Below are 14344 nucleotides of genomic sequence, written 5' to 3'. Positions count from 1 at the left end.
CGCGCGACTGTCGGTTCACACAGGTGTCAGTTCACGCAGCGCGGGCCGTCGGAGCCCGCATCGATGGGCGGTGCGGCGGGAGCCGGGGTGGCGGTGCCACCGGCCGGGCTCACGCCGATGTCGGAGGCGGATGCGGCGGTGGACGAACCGGAGTACGACGACGAGCCGGGGCCGGTGTAGTCGCCGGCGAGCACGACCCGCACGGTGCCGGCCGGGAGCGAGGGATCGGACTCGGTGGCGAGACCACCGAGCGCCGCGGCCACCGCGCGGGTCTCGTCGGAGTCCTCATCGGCACCGAAGACCGTCGACGTGCCCACACCGGAACCGGTGTAGTTGCCCACCTCGCCCTCGACGTAGCCCTCCTCGGACAGAGCCGTGGAGACCTGGGAGGCCAGGCCGGACACGGATCCGGCGTTCGCGACGTCGACCGTAACGGTCGACGCGTCGATGTCGGGAGCGGGCACCGGGGTCGAGGTGGTCTCGCTGCCGTCCGGTTCGCGGCCGATCAACTCGGCGACGAAGGAGCGCACCTCGTCCGGATCGACCTGCACGACCGACTCGCCGTAGTCGGTCATCGCGTTGATGTCCTGCACCGGGATCGTCGAGAAGGTCACGTCGCCACCGGCGAGGCCCTGCAACTGCGTCGCGAGCGCCATGATGTCCCAATCGGAGTCGAGCACCACCGAGCGCTGCACTGCGGCGGTCAGCTGACTCACCTTCGACGGGTTGGACAACGTCTTGGCGCTGAGCACCTTCTGTGCCAGCGACGCCATGAACACCTGCTGCCGCACGATCCGGTCGAGATCGCCGCGCGGCAGGTCGTGACGCTGGCGGACGAAGCTCAGTGCGTCCGAACCCTGCAGGGTCTGCTCACCGGCATCGAAACGGGCACCCGACAGCGGCTCGTCGACCGGTGCGTTCAGGCACACCTCGACACCGCCGACGGCGTCGGTGAGCAGCACGAAGCCGAGGAGTCCGACCTCGGCGTAGTGGTCGACCGTCACACCCGTCAGGTCGGCGACCGACTCGATGAGCGCCTCCCGGCCTGCCTGGGTCGATTCCTTCTCGAGTTCGGCCTCGGTCGCGTCGGCGTCCGCTTCGACGAGCTCGGCGCGCCGGTTCGCCTTCGTGGCGCCGTAGGCCGCGTTGATCTTCGACATCCCGATCTCGGGCACCTCGACGTAGGTGTCGCGGGGGATCGACATCGCAGTGGCCGACCGGCCGTCGTTCGGCACGCGGATCAGGATGATCGTGTCGGTGTTGTTCGCTACTTCTTCGCCGGCGCGCAACGCGTCGAGCTCGCGCTGGGAGAGAGGATTGCCGTGCGCGTCGGTGCGGCTGTCCGTGCCCACCAGCAGGATGTCGACGGCGCCGTCCTCGCCGTCGCCGAGGGCCAGGCCGCGGACCGAGGCCAGCGACGACTGCAGCGCGTCGACGCTGCGCCACGCCGCACCGGTGACGACCAGCACGAGGCACGCCGCGATCGCGACGGCGATCTGCCACGGCCTTCCGCTGTACACCCGTGCCTCCGCCGGTGCTCCGGGGCTGCGTGAGGGCGGCTCGCGACGCGCGGAACGCCGGGACTGCCGGGGACCGGGATCCGACCCGTACCTGCCGTCGGCAGCTGTCGGATCGCCCGCGCGGGTGCGACGTCCCGTGGGGGCGGGACGTCGGCCGGTGCGGCGACGCGGCTCTGGCGGCACCTGGTACTCCTCCTGTGGGTGGTACGGGGTCTGTGGATGTAGCTCTCGGTTGAAGGCTACTGGTGGGGACGCTCGCCCGGCGCGCACCACTCCGGCGTGCCAGACTTCTCCGGGTGCGTAGCGTTCTCGTCACCGGAGCCCGTGGCCAGCTCGGCCGTCATCTCGTGAACCGCGGCACCGCGGCGGGGATACCGATCCGCGGTGTCGGATCGTCCGAGGTGGACATCACCGATCCACAGGCCGTGGCCGCCGCGGTCGAACCGGGATCCGTGGTGATCAACGCCGCCGCGTACACCGCCGTCGACGCGGCCGAGACCGACGAGGACCGGGCCGCTGTGGTGAACGGCACGGGCCCGGGCGTGTTGGCCGCCGTCTGTGCCGACAAAGGTGCCCGTCTCGTCCATGTCTCCACCGACTACGTCTTCGCCGGCGACGCGACCGAGCCCTACTGCGTGGACGCGCCGACCGGCCCGCGCACGGCCTACGGCCGCACCAAACTCGCCGGTGAACGGGCGGTGCTGGAGGTGCTTCCCACCGCGCACGTCGTGCGCACCGCCTGGGTGTACACCGGCGACGGCAACGACTTCGTCGCGACCATGCGGCGGCTCGAGGGCGAGCGGGAGACCCTGCGCGTCGTCGACGACCAACGCGGTTGCCCCACCTACGCGCGCGACCTGGCCGACGGACTGATCGAACTCGCCGAGCACGGTGACCGGATCCCCGGTGGGATTCTGCATGCCACGAACGCCGGAGAAGCGACGTGGTTCGACCTCGCCCGGGCGGTCTTCGAGGAGATCGGCGCCGACCCGGAGCGGGTGCAACCCTGTGGCAGCGACGAGTTCGTCCGCCCCGCGCCGCGGCCGGCCTATTCGGTGCTCGACGACAGTGCCTGGATCGGTGCCGGCCTGACGCGCTTCCGTCCGTGGCGGGAGGCACTGCACGAGGCGATCGCCGGTAGCGGAACCGTGCCGCCCGCGCGATGACGTGGGAGGAAACGGCCCGTGAGGTGTCGCACACCGTCGAGGTCGCTAAGGTGACCGGCGTGGATTCGACGCTGGCCGTGGTGACGGTGACCTATTCGCCCGGTGAGCACCTCGAGAACTTTCTCACCTCGCTCACCTCCGCGACCGTTCTGCCGACGCAGGTGATCCTGGCCGACAACGGTTCGATCGACGGTGCTCCCGAGGCCGCCGACGCGGCACACGAGAACGTGCGACTGCTCCGGACCGGGGGAAACATCGGATACGGCGGGGCGATCAATCGCGCGGTCGCCGAGATCGACCCGTCCGCGGAGTTCGTGATCGTCGCGAACCCGGACGTCCGGTGGCACCCCGGTTCGATCGACGAACTGCTCGAGGCGGCGCGTCGCTGGCCGCGAGCCGGCTCGCTCGGGCCGCTGATCCACGAACCCGACGGAAGCGTCTACCCCTCGGCACGCACCGTCCCCACCCTCGCCTCCGGTGCCGGTCACGCGCTGCTCGGCACCGTCTGGCCGGCCAATCCGTGGACGCGTCGCTACCGGCAGGAGAACGAGGAGATCAGCGAACGCCCCGTGGGCTGGCTGTCCGGATCGTGCCTGCTGCTACGGCGAGCGGCCTTCGATTCGATCGACGGCTTCGATTCACGGTACTTCATGTACATGGAGGACGTGGACCTGGGCGACCGGCTCGGACGAGCGGGCTGGCTCAACGTGTACGTGCCGTCCGCGGTGGTCACGCACGCCAAGGGCCACGCGGCCGGACGGCACCCCGAACTGATGCTTCCGGCACATCATGAGAGTGCCTACCGCTTCCAGGCGGACCGTCACCCCCACGGGTGGCAGGCACCGCTGCGGTGGGCTCTGCGGGCCGGGCTCGCGGTGCGATCGCGAGTGGCGGTCGCAGCGGCCGTGCGGGAGCGTCGGAACGGGAGGACCGACCGGAACATTCGGGTCGGCACGACAGTGAACAGGGGAGACGATGACGAGTGAGTCGGCACCGCACACCGATGCGGTGATTCTGGTCGGCGGACAGGGCACGCGGCTACGCCCGTTGACGCTGTCGGCACCCAAGCCGATGCTGCCCACCGCGGGGGTGCCTTTCCTCACCCATCTGCTCGCGCGGATCCGTGAGGCAGGCATCAAACACGTCGTCCTCGGCACCTCGTTCAAGGCCGAGGTCTTCGAGCAGCACTTCGCCGACGGTTCCGACTTCGGTCTCGAGATCGAGTACGTCACCGAGACCGAGCCGCTCGGCACCGGCGGCGGTATCCGCAACGTGCTGCCGAGGCTGCGCGCCGACAACGTGATGGTCTTCAACGGCGACGTGCTCGGTGGCACCGATCTCGGTGCGGTGCTCGACACCCACGTGCGGACCGAGGCGGACGTGACCCTGCACCTGGTGCGGGTGAGCGATCCGCGTGCCTTCGGCTGTGTGCCGACCGACGAGGACGGCCGGGTGACCGCCTTCCTCGAGAAGACTCAGGATCCGCCGACCGATCAGATCAACGCCGGTTGCTACGTCTTCCGCCGCGAGATCATCGAGCAGATCCCCGAAGGCCGTCCGGTGTCGGTGGAGCGCGAGGTGTTCCCGGCGCTGCTGACCGAGGGCAAGAAGGTGTTCGGGCACGTCGACGCGGCCTATTGGCGCGACATGGGCACCCCGGAGGATTTCGTCCGCGGCTCGGCCGATCTGGTCCGCGGTATCGCTCCGTCCCCGGCGCTCCCGCCGCAGCGCGGCGAGTCGCTCGTGCATCCGGGTGCCTCCGTGGCCCCGGGCGCCCTGCTCATCGGCGGCACGGTCGTCGGCCGCGGCGCCGAGATCGGTGCGGGTGCCCGCCTGGACGGCGCGGTGATCTTCGACGGTGCGCGGGTCGAGGCCGGTGCGGTGGTCGAACGGAGCATCATCGGTTTCGGTGTACGGGTCGGTCCGCGGGCCTTGATCCGCGACGGTGTGATCGGTGACGGCGCCGATATCGGTGCGCGATGCGAGCTGCTGCGCGGTGCCCGGGTGTGGCCGGGAGTGAAGATCCCCGACGGCGGTATCCGGTTCAGTACCGACGTGTGAGTCGAGAGGTCGAAGTGGGTTTCGAAAGATACGTGGCCCTCGGTGATTCGTTCACCGAGGGAGTCGGCGACCCGGATCCGGCGCGTGCCAACGGGCTGCGCGGTTGGGCCGATCTCGTCGCCGGTGAGCTGGCGCGGCACTCGGAGAGCTTCGCGTACGCGAACCTCGCCATCCGGGGCCGGTTGCTGCGACCGATCATCGACGAGCAGCTCGAGACCGCCGTGGCGATGCGTCCCGATCTCGTGACGATCTATGCCGGCGGCAACAACCTCATGCGTCCGAAGCTCGACCTCGACGCGCTCGCGGCGGAATACGACGAGGCGATCGGCAAGCTCGCCGCGACCGGCGCCCGCATCCTGATGTGGACGGCCTACGACGGCAGCTGGGCGCCGGTCTTCGGGATGCTGCGCGGCCGCTGGGCCGTGTACAACGAACTCGTCCGGGCGATCGCCGATCGACACGGGGCGACCATCGTCGACTTCTGGCGGTTCGACGAGTACCGCGATCTGCGCATGTGGGACTTCGACCGGCTGCACATGTCCGCGGCCGGCCACCACAACATGGCGATCCGCGTGCTCGATCTGCTGGGCGTCGCACACGGTCTCGGACCGGTGGAGTTCGACGAGGCACCCGTCCTCACACGGGCCCAGGAACGCGCCGCGGACCGCGCGTGGATGCGCGAGTTCCTCGTCCCCTGGGTGGGCCGGCGGCTGCGCGGAGTATCCTCCGGCGACGGCATCACCCCGAAATACCCCGACCTCGGCCCTGTCCGGTTCTGACCTCACGGCCCGGTTCCGACCTCACGCTCGTCCCGGCAACCCACCGGGACGAGCGTGGTCGTCTCAGGCCCGTCGGGCCGCGGCGAGCCGGACCATGTGCGCGATGGTCTCGTGCTCGGCCTCCGGCGGAAGCGCGTCGACGGGCCACCACTGCAGGTCGGTGGATTCGTCGCTGCGCACCGGCCGGGCACCGACGGGTGCGGTCACCAGGAACCGCAGGTCGAGGTGACGGGTGGGCACGCCGAGGGAGCACGTGATCGGATGCGTGTGCGCCGACAGCAGTTCCGGATCGATCACCAGATCGGCGATGCCGGATTCCTCGGTGGCCTCGCGCAGGGCCGCGTCGACGACCGTGTCGTCCGACGGCTCGCAGTGACCGCCGAGCTGGATCCACCGCCCCACCCGCGGATGCAGGGTGAGCAACACGTTGCGGTGGTCGGCGTCGAGCACGATCGACGACGCCGTGATGTGGCCGGGCACGTGTTCGCGCAGGCACCCGTCGGGCGCTGAATCGAGGAACGCCAGCATCGTGTGCCGCAGCGATTCGGCGTCTTCCGAGTCGGTGCGCCAGGCGGTGAGCCGGTCGATCGCCGAGGCGTGCAGGGAACGCGCCGACACGACTACAGCTCCACGAGGGCGTCGCCCGGGTCCGCGGGTTCGCGCGGTTCCGGTTCGGTGAGCGGGTAACCGACGGCGACCGCCCCGAGCGGCGACCACTCGGCAGGAAGACCGAGTTCCTCGCGGACCACCTCGGGAGCGAAGATCGTCGAACCGATCCAGCAGCTGCCGAGCCCGCGGGTGGCCAGGGACACGAGCAGGCCCTGCACCGCGGCGCCGGCGGCGACGGTGAACATCGTCGCCTCGGCCGCGGTGCGACGGGCATCCGGATAATGGTGTGCGCCGTCGGGCACCCAGAAGGGGACGATCACCTCGGGTGCGTCGTAGAGGATCGCGCCGCGGGAGATCCGGCGTTCGACGGCCACCGGGTCGAGTCCGTCGCCGTGGAGATCCTCGGCCCACCTGTCGCGCATGCGGTCGAGGAGCCGGCGGCGCACCTGCTCGGTGCGCACCCACACGAACCGGACCGGACGGGTGTGATGAGGTGCGGGTGCGGTGAGGGCCTCGGCGACCGCCTCGCGCAGATCCTCGGGATCGACGGGCTCGGAGGCGAACTGCCGCACCGACCGGCGCAGCAGCAGCGCCTCGCGCCGACCGCGTTCGAGAGCCTCCTCGGTGCCGAGCCAGAACAGGTCGTCCTCGCCGCTGCGGATCAGGGCGCGGGCGGTGGATCCGTCGTCGGGCAGGCCGAGTCCGCGTACCACGGCGACGGGCACACCGCCGAGCTTGCCCTTGACCAGATCGCCTGCGGCGGCGATCTCGTCGGCGACCGCCACGGACGTCACCTGCAGTTCGTTGCCCTGCGAGTCATGGGAGCCGGCGTAGCCGTGCAGGACTGGAAGCCCGGACGAGCCGATCGCGGCGTCGGTCTGGCCGTTGCGCCAGGCGCGGCCCATGGTGTCGGTGACCACCACGGCGACCCGGACGCCGAGCAGCGCACCGATCCGTTCGCGGAGCGCCGCTGCGCTCGCATCGGGGTTCTCGGGCAGCAGCGCGAGTTCGGCGCTGTCGACATTGGATCCGTCGATGCCGGAGGCTGCCTGCACGATGCCGAGCTTGTTCTCGGTGATGAGGGTGCGGCCCTTGCGTGCCAGCACGCGCACCGCTTCCTGGTTCACCAGGCGCCGGCGGAGCGCGTCGCGGGCGTCGGGATCGGTGGGCGCGGCCACGATCCGTCCCTCGACCTTCGAGACCACTTTGCTGGTGACGACGAGGACGTCCCCGTCGGCCAGCCACGGTGCGGCCTGAGCGACGGCTGCGGCCAGGTCGTCGCCGGGCCGGAATTCGGGAAGCCCGGCGACGGGCAGGATCTCGATCGGGCCGCCCGGCGCGTGGTCGCGCACTGCAGGGTCGGCGACGGCGTCCGGCATCACAGGGTCACTCCGGCGAGGTCGAGGGCGGCGCGGGCCATCTCGGCCGTCGCGTCGGTGTCGGTCATGAGCAGGGGAACGGATCGGACCTCGACGCCTGGCACCTCGGCGTTGTCGGTCGAGTGCACGAGCCAGCCGTCGAGAATGCCTGTGCCCGAGCGGGCGCCGTAGTACCGGCCGACCGCCTCGGCGGTGGTCTCCACTCCGATGACGTCCAGGCACGCATCGGCCATGCCGCGCAGGGGCTTGCCGTCGATGACGGGGGACAGGCCGACGACCTTCGCCGACGTGGTGCGCAGCGCCCCACGGATACCGGGGATCGCGAGGATCGCTCCGACGCTCACGACGGGGTTCGACGGGGCCAGAACGACGGCATCGGCGTTCTCGATCGCCTCGAGCACACCGGGAGCGGGCTCTGCCTCTTCCGCGCCGATGTGGGCGAAGCTGTGGGTGGGCACCTGGGCGCGGTGGCGGACCCACCATTCCTCGAAGTGCACGGCCCGCTGTTCACCGTCCTCAGGATCGGTGATGACGACGTGGGTCTCGCTGCGGTCGTCGGAGACCGGCAGCAGGGTCACACCCGGCTTCCACCGCGTGCACAGTGCTTCGGTGATCGCGGAGAGCGGATAGCCGGTCCGCAGCATCTGCGTCCGGATGAGGTGGGTGGCGATGTCGCGGTCGCCGAGACCGAACCAGTCGGGGATCGCCCCGTAGGCGGCGAGTTCCTCCTTGGCGTTCCAGGTCTCACCGGCGCGGCCCCAGCCGCGTTCGGTGTCGATCCCACCGCCGAGGGTGTACATGCAGGTGTCGAGATCCGGACAGATCCTCAGGCCGTGCATCCACACGTCGTCGCCGACGTTGACGATCGCGGTGATGCGGTGTGCCGCGTCCGGATTCGGCTCCACGCCCGGAGAAATATCGAGAAGCCGGCGCAAACCTGAGAGAAAACGCGCCCCACCGACACCTCCGACCAATACAGTCACATTCACGGCCCAAGCCTAAGCGGTGCGTCGCCTACCCGGTCGCGCACCGTCCGAAACGCGTTTCGGCAAAGCGGCCGATGATATGTGAACAACGCCGCTCCGCTTGACCGCGACACACCCGAAGTGTCTAATCACATACATGTCATTCGATAATCGAATTCGAGATCCCTTGCGGTGAACCCGCATTCGAACGAGTATTCGAAGGATGGCAGCGGGTTGATCCCCGGTCATGATTCGGCGCTGCAGGTGAGGAGGGACAATGGCCGGCGAGCGCGACAGCTTCGAGCTCACTCGAAGCGATACTGCAGTCGAGGCTGTCTGTGACTACCCGGACGTCGGGGTGCCCGTCCTGAGTTTGATCTCGGGATTCGGTGACCCAGCGGACGGCGAGGAGCAGTGGCAGGAGCGTGCGCTCTGTGCGCAGACCGATCCGGAGGCATTCTTCCCCGAGAAGGGTGGCTCCACCAGAGAGGCCAAGCGCATCTGCATGGGGTGTGAGGTCCGGGACGAATGTCTCGAATACGCTCTCGCTCACGACGAGCGGTTCGGTATCTGGGGCGGGCTCTCCGAGAGGGAACGCCGTCGCCTCAAGCGCGGAATAGTCTGACGAGGAGTTCGGCCCGGTACGGGGAGTGCGGGACCGAGTGAAACACCGAATCGGATGACGAAGGCCGGGTTGCGGCCGTGGGGGACGAGCAACCCGGCCTTCGTCATGTATCCGGAACGTTTCTCAGTCCTCGTCGTCCTCGTCGAGTGTCGGATCCACCACTTCCGGTTCGACGCCGAGATAGGTGGCCACCTGGTGCACGAGGACGTCGTGCACCAGATCCGTCAGATCGTCCGGATCCTTCGCGCGCACCTCGAGAGGTCGGCGGAACAACACGATCCGCGCCCGGGTGGCAGCGCCTCGTCGATCGATCCCCGCCGGCACGAGCCGGGACAGCGGCACCGGCCCGTCGGCAACCACCTCGTCCGGCCAGTTGACCGAGTCGGGGTCGCGTGCCCGGATCTTCGGGACCTCGTCGACGGCGATGTCGAGTTTGGTGAGGCGGTCGTGCCAGCGCGCGTCGATCGGCGCGAACGCCCCCAATACGAGCAGGTCGAATTTCTCTGCGCGTGTCTTCCACGCCGGCAGGCTCTGCGGGAACAGGGGACCGCGGATTCCCCTGCCGCGGCGTGCCACGGCACGGGACGACACAGGGCGGGAACGTCGTGCGCGGACCATGCCATGGACACTACGACACGAAAATCGCTCCACCCTTTCGGTGTGTCCGAATAGTCCTGGCGCGTCCGGCGCGCTACGCTCCCAGTCGTGAGAACACTGCGTCGATGCTGCCGGCCTGGGTGCAAGAACCCTGCTGTTGCGACGCTGACCTACGTGTACTCGGACTCCACTGCCGTTGTCGGTCCCCTGGCGACCGTCGCGGAACCGCACTCGTGGGATCTCTGCGAGATGCACGGTTCGCGCATCACGGCACCCAAGGGCTGGGAACTCGTCCGATACGAGGGAGCGTTCTCGTCGGCCACCCCCGACGAGGACGATCTGACCGCCCTCGCCGAGGCCGTACGCGAGGCCGGCCTGGGGGAGCGTTCCCGTTCCGACGCGAGCGACGACGACGCCGAGCAACCCCAACGGGCCGTCGTGCCTCCCACCGCACGCACCGGCCGACGCGGTCACCTGCGTGTTCTTCCCGATCCCACGTCCTGAGCCGTTCGCACTAGGCTGAGCGAGTGCGATGTCGCGGAGGACGGTATCGCACGAGTCGAGTTCAGGAGCTAATACAGTGGCGAGAGCTGCCGAGTCGGTGTCAGCAGTCATCAAGGCCTACGACGTACGGGGTGTCGTCGGAGAGCAGATCGACGAAGAGTTCGTCCGCGAGGTCGGAGCGTCGTTCGCACGCCTGTTGCGCAGTGAGGGCAGCGCGGACCGTGTGGTGATCGGGCACGACATGCGCGCCTCGTCCCCCTCGCTCTCGCAGGCCTTCGCCGACGGGGTCACCGCCCAGGGACTCGACGTGGTGCTGATCGGCCTCGCATCCACCGACCAGCTCTACTTCGCGTCGGGCCTGCTCGACGCACCCGGCGCGATGTTCACGGCCAGCCACAATCCCGCGAAGTACAACGGCATCAAGCTCTGCCGTGCCGGTGCCAAGCCCGTCGGTCAGGACACCGGTCTGGCGCAGATCTCCGCCGACCTCGTCGAGGGGGTGCCCGCCTACGACGGCGAGCGCGGCAACATCACCGAGCAGGACGTCCTCGAGGACTACGCCTCGTTCGTCCGCGGCCTGGTCGATCTCGCGGAGATGCGTCCGCTGAAGGTGGCGGTCGACGCCGGCAACGGCATGGGAGGCCACACCGTCCCCGCCGTCTTCGGTGCCCTGCCCGTCGATCTCGTGCCGCTGTACTTCGATCTCGACGGCACCTTCCCGAACCACGAGGCCAACCCCCTCGACCCCGCCAACCTCGTCGACCTCCAGCGTCTGGTCGTCGAGTCCGGTGCCGACGTGGGCCTGGCCTTCGACGGCGACGCCGACCGCTGCTTCGTCGTCGACGAGCGCGGCGAGCCGGTCACCCCGTCCGCGGTCACGGCGCTCGTCGCCGCCCGCGAACTCGCCAAGGAACCCGGCTCGACGATCATCCACAACCTCATCACCTCGCGCGTGGTGCCCGAACTCGTCGCCGAGCAGGGCGGCAAGCCGGTGCGCACCCGGGTCGGGCATTCGTTCATCAAGCAGCAGATGGCCGAGACCGGTGCCGTCTTCGGCGGGGAACACTCGGCGCACTACTACTTCCGCGACTTCTGGGGTGCCGACTCCGGCATGCTCGCGGCGCTGCACGTCCTCGCCGCACTCGCCTCGCAGGACGGTCCGCTCTCCGAGTTGATGAGCTCCTACAACCGGTACGCGGCGTCGGGCGAGATCAACTCGACGGTAGCCGATGCTGCCGAGCGCACCGAGGCCGTCGTCGCGGCGTTCGAGGACCGCGCGGTATCGATCGACCGGCTCGACGGTGTCACCGTCGACCTGCCCGACAACGCCTGGTTCAACCTGCGTGCGTCCAACACCGAGCCGTTGCTGCGGCTCAACGTGGAGGCCCGCACGGACGGTGAGGTCGAGGCATTGGTGAAGGAGATCCTTTCCGTCGTTCGTGCGTAGGCGGAGGGACAACGGGAATAATCGAAGTGCCGGGACAGGTCGTGCCGGTGTCGGTTCGGCGGAGCACCGATCTCGGGTCGGTGGCCCCACCGGGCCCTGTCAGCCGGCTCGCCGAGGTCGCGGCGGCGGAAGGAAGGTGATGCGGTCGTGACGGCACCCTCACCGCTGTTCGACTTCGACGATGCGGGCGGTGTTCTCGCCGCCGATGTCGACGGCATCCTCAGGAGCGCGGCCCTCGGTGGCGCCCAGATCCGCGCGGTCGCCGCGGCGGTCGACGAAGGTCTGCTCGGCCGGCTCACCGACATGCACCCACGCAGTGTGGTCTTCGTCGGCACCGACGCCCGCGCCCGCTCGGCCGCGGAACTGGTCGTCGCGATGTTCGGTGGGCAGGCCGGTGTACCGCTGATCTCCGCGCCGACCACACCGCCGTGGGTCGGCGCGCTCGATGTCGTGGTGGTCTCGGGAAACGACGCCGGCGATCCAGAGCTGGCGCGCAGCATCGACGCCGGACTGCGTCGCAGCGCTGAGGTCGTCGTCGACGCCCCCGACGAAGGTCCGGTGCGGGCGGTCTCGGCCGGTCGCGCGATGTTGTTGCCGCCGCGCGTCCGGGTCCAGACCCGGTACGTGCTCGCCCGGCACGTCGCGGTGTTCTGTGCGGTGCTCGGCGTGTTGCAGCGCGCCGTCCGGATCACCGGTGTCCCGACGCTCGCCGAGGTCGCCGACACGGCCGACGAGGAAGCGGCGCGCAATCATCCGGCGAACGAGGTCTTCCACAATCCCGCAAAGTCGCTCGCGGTGCGCATGCAGTCGCGTCGCGTGGCGTTCGCGGGAGACTCCGCCGCGACGACGGTGCTCGCACGGCACGCGTCGGAGGCCCTGCTCCAGGAGGCGGGTGTGGTCGCCGGCGCTGCGGCACTGAGCGACGTGCTGGTCGCGCGCGACCGGCTCACGAATGTGGTCACCGCGAGCGGTGAGAACTACGACCCGTTCTTCCACGACGAGGAGCTGGACGGACCGGCGCCGATCGCACCGGCACGGGTGTTCGTGCTCAGCACCGACCCCGACCGCTCGGCGGCGCAGCGCAGGACGGCGGCACTTCCGGATGTGGAATTGATGTCCGTGATCGGAGAATTCGAATCGAGCACGGTTCCGACCGTGCTGGAACAGGTGGCAGTGTTGACCGTCCGCACAGAGATGGCGGCCGCATATCTCGGATTGGCAGGGGGGAGATAGTGCACCGACTCGAAGGTGCGGTGCGCTCGTACGCCTGGGGATCGCGGACCGCGATCGCCACCCTGCGTGGCCGCAATGTGCCGTCCCATCATCCCGAGGCCGAGTTGTGGCTCGGTGCGCACCCGGCCGATCCCGCCAGGCTGGTGGATCCGGACGGCGACGAGCACTCGCTGCTCGACGTGTTGTCGGCCGATCCGCAGCGACACCTCGGTGATCGCACGGTGGGGGCGTTCGGTCCCCGCCTGCCCTTCCTGCTCAAGCTACTGGCGGCGGAGGAGCCGCTGTCGCTGCAGGCGCATCCCAGCGCCGGCCAGGCGGCCGAGGGCTTCGCTCGTGAGGAAGCACTCGGCATCCCGATCGACTCGCCCGTCCGCAACTACAAGGACGCCAGCCACAAGCCCGAACTCGTGGTGGCGCTGACCCGGTTCGAGGCCCTGGCCGGCTTCCGTGACCCGAAACGGACCGTGGAGCTGTTCGAGGCGCTGGCCGTGCCGGAACTCGACCCCTATGTGGGACTGCTCGCGGGCCAACCCGATTCGAGCGGTCTGCGGGCGCTGTTCACCACCTGGATCACGTTGCCCCCGCCCGCTCTCGCAGCGTTGCTGCCGCGTGTGCTCGACGGTTGCGTCACCTATCTCGCGGCCGGACGGGACGGCGAACGCGATTTCGTTCCGGAGGTACGCACGGCCCTGCAGCTGGCGGACTTCTATCCCGGCGACGCCGGAGTGCTCGCCTCGCTGCTGCTCAACCGCATCACCCTGCAGCCGGGCGAGGGCCTGTACCTCGACGCGGGAAATCTGCACGCCTACCTGCACGGCATGGGTGTCGAGGTCATGGCGAACTCCGACAACGTGCTGCGCGGTGGTCTCACCCCGAAGCACGTGGACGTGCCCGAACTGCTGCGGGTGCTCGACTTCGGTGCGGCCTCGGTGCCGATTCTCGAAGCCGTGCCGGAGGCCTCGGCGGAGACCGGGTCGGGGCAGAGTCCGATCGAACGCCGCTACCGCACCCCGGCACCGGAGTTCGCGTTGTCCCGCATCGATCTCGGCGCGGGCGACGCCCTCGGGGTCGGTGCCGACGGACCACAGATCCTGCTGTGCACCGCAGGCGATGCCCGCGTCGAGTGCGACGGCGAGTCGGTGACGCTGAGGCCCGGCGACTCGGCGTGGTTGTCGGCGTGCGACCGGAATCCGACCGTCCACGGTTGTGCCGCGGACACCCAGGTCTTCCGGGCCCGGCTCGGGGAGATACCGGGATCGGCGACCGACGAGTCTTGAAGCAGAGTCCCGGTAGGGACGGAATCGAACCGAAGGCGAGCCCGCACGGGCTCGCCTTCGTCGTTTCCGGATGCACCTTCGTGAGATTTACAAAATCGGCTATATGTCTAGACCTAGGACGAACAGTGGCCTAGAGTCAAGATATGAGTGGTGTGCGTCACCGTGCGGTGGCGTGCCCGGCG

General features: G+C 69.4%; 14 protein-coding genes. 9 read left to right on the top strand and 5 right to left on the bottom strand.

Annotation, left to right across the window (positions count from 1 at the left end; translation table 11 throughout):
• Positions 1-26: 26 nt before the first annotated feature.
• Positions 27-1520, bottom strand: coding sequence for an LCP family protein (locus AC6CID_RS00440; protein ID WP_006550196.1), 1494 nt, complete (start codon positions 1518-1520; stop codon positions 27-29).
• A gap of 296 nt (positions 1521-1816) precedes the next feature.
• On the opposite strand from AC6CID_RS00440, the gene rfbD reads away from it, so the two are divergent.
• The 4 genes from rfbD to AC6CID_RS00420 are packed head-to-tail and all read left to right on the top strand — an operon-like array spanning position 1817 to position 5526.
• Positions 1817-2686: a dTDP-4-dehydrorhamnose reductase gene (gene rfbD / locus AC6CID_RS00435; protein WP_006550197.1), complete on the top strand. Its 870-nt coding sequence runs from the start codon at positions 1817-1819 to the stop codon at positions 2684-2686.
• A 59-nt stretch (positions 2687-2745) separates the two neighbouring features.
• The gene (locus AC6CID_RS00430; protein ID WP_024101513.1) at positions 2746-3672 is read left to right on the top strand and encodes a glycosyltransferase family 2 protein; all 927 of its coding nucleotides are present in this window, start codon (positions 2746-2748) and stop codon (positions 3670-3672) included.
• On the top strand, positions 3662-4747 hold the full coding sequence (gene manB / locus AC6CID_RS00425; RefSeq protein WP_006550199.1) for a mannose-1-phosphate guanylyltransferase: 1086 nt from the start codon (positions 3662-3664) through the stop codon (positions 4745-4747). Before AC6CID_RS00430 ends, manB begins: the two co-directional genes overlap by 11 nt.
• A gap of 14 nt (positions 4748-4761) precedes the next feature.
• A complete protein-coding gene (locus AC6CID_RS00420; RefSeq protein WP_064060252.1) occupies positions 4762-5526 on the top strand; it encodes an SGNH/GDSL hydrolase family protein in 765 nt (254 codons plus the stop codon).
• Between the two features lie 63 nt (positions 5527-5589).
• On the opposite strand, the gene AC6CID_RS00415 is transcribed toward AC6CID_RS00420, so the two are convergent.
• The 3 genes from AC6CID_RS00415 to cofD are packed head-to-tail and all read right to left on the bottom strand — an operon-like array spanning position 5590 to position 8503.
• Positions 5590-6144 carry an NUDIX hydrolase gene (locus tag AC6CID_RS00415; protein WP_006550201.1) on the bottom strand — a complete coding sequence of 185 codons (555 nt, stop codon included), beginning with the start codon at positions 6142-6144 and terminating at the stop codon, positions 5590-5592.
• 2 nt (positions 6145-6146) lie between these two features.
• Positions 6147-7514, bottom strand: a complete 1368-nt coding sequence (locus AC6CID_RS00410; protein WP_064060266.1) for a coenzyme F420-0:L-glutamate ligase — start codon at positions 7512-7514, stop codon at positions 6147-6149.
• Complete coding sequence (gene cofD, locus AC6CID_RS00405) at positions 7514-8503, bottom strand: 2-phospho-L-lactate transferase (protein WP_072740421.1); 990 nt, start codon at positions 8501-8503, stop codon at positions 7514-7516. Before cofD ends, AC6CID_RS00410 begins: the two co-directional genes overlap by 1 nt.
• Positions 8504-8837: 334 nt before the next feature.
• On the opposite strand from cofD, the gene AC6CID_RS00400 reads away from it, so the two are divergent.
• Positions 8838-9104: a WhiB family transcriptional regulator gene (locus AC6CID_RS00400; protein WP_167414258.1), complete on the top strand. Its 267-nt coding sequence runs from the start codon at positions 8838-8840 to the stop codon at positions 9102-9104.
• Between the two features lie 123 nt (positions 9105-9227).
• Here the strand turns inward: AC6CID_RS00400 and AC6CID_RS00395 are convergent, their stop codons facing one another.
• The gene (locus AC6CID_RS00395) at positions 9228-9722 is read right to left on the bottom strand and encodes a metallopeptidase family protein (protein WP_033097091.1); all 495 of its coding nucleotides are present in this window, start codon (positions 9720-9722) and stop codon (positions 9228-9230) included.
• An 87-nt stretch (positions 9723-9809) separates the two neighbouring features.
• Between AC6CID_RS00395 and AC6CID_RS00390 the strand changes: the two genes are divergently transcribed.
• From AC6CID_RS00390 to manA, 4 genes are all read left to right on the top strand, one after another.
• Positions 9810-10205: a DUF3499 domain-containing protein gene (locus tag AC6CID_RS00390; RefSeq protein ID WP_170318468.1), complete on the top strand. Its 396-nt coding sequence runs from the start codon at positions 9810-9812 to the stop codon at positions 10203-10205.
• Positions 10206-10281: 76 nt separating this feature from the next.
• Complete coding sequence (locus AC6CID_RS00385) at positions 10282-11652, top strand: phosphomannomutase/phosphoglucomutase (RefSeq protein WP_498353449.1); 1371 nt, start codon at positions 10282-10284, stop codon at positions 11650-11652.
• A gap of 147 nt (positions 11653-11799) precedes the next feature.
• Positions 11800-12885: a tobH protein gene (locus AC6CID_RS00380; RefSeq protein ID WP_498353448.1), complete on the top strand. Its 1086-nt coding sequence runs from the start codon at positions 11800-11802 to the stop codon at positions 12883-12885.
• Entirely contained in the window at positions 12885-14162 is a 1278-nt protein-coding gene (manA, locus tag AC6CID_RS00375) for a mannose-6-phosphate isomerase, class I (RefSeq protein WP_006550209.1), read from the top strand. Before AC6CID_RS00380 ends, manA begins: the two co-directional genes overlap by 1 nt.
• Positions 14163-14344 lie beyond the last annotated feature (182 nt).

Source organism: Rhodococcus sp. GQ147 (assembly GCF_059759155.1).
Note: the sequence above shows the minus strand (reverse complement) of the source record. Positions and strands in the feature narration are given on the sequence as shown.